We start from the raw sequence: 312 nt of genomic DNA on the forward strand, positions 1-312 counted from the left end.
CCGTGGTGTGCGACGGTGACAGGAAACTGTCAAAGGCCGGGTGGGTAGGCGGGGCGGTGGTGTCCGCGGCATGGGCCCGAGGCAAGCCTCGGGCGGGTTGGGCACGATGCCCAACCCCGGTCTTGCCGTGTGCGCAGGACAGCGCACACGAGCAAGCCGCGGTCAAGCCCCCAGGGTGAAGTGACCCCCGAGACTTGGACGGGGTCAGGCGGCCGATTGGGCCTGTTGGGCCTGCTCCCGGTACTGTACCGGGCTCAGGCCCTTCAATTTCAACTTGATTCGCTCTTGGTTGTAGTACTGGATGTATTCCAC

Annotated in this window: 1 protein-coding gene; it reads right to left on the minus strand. The window is 65.1% G+C overall.

Annotation, left to right across the window (positions count from 1 at the left end; translation table 11 throughout):
• Positions 1 to 204: 204 nt before the first annotated feature.
• On the minus strand, positions 205 to 312 hold a 108-nt coding region (locus R5H29_RS02135; RefSeq protein ID WP_288037892.1), incomplete at its 5' end, for an IS3 family transposase.

It is taken from the genome of Stenotrophomonas sp. A3_2, from assembly GCF_036624925.1.
Classification (GTDB): domain Bacteria; phylum Pseudomonadota; class Gammaproteobacteria; order Xanthomonadales; family Xanthomonadaceae; genus Stenotrophomonas; species Stenotrophomonas hibiscicola.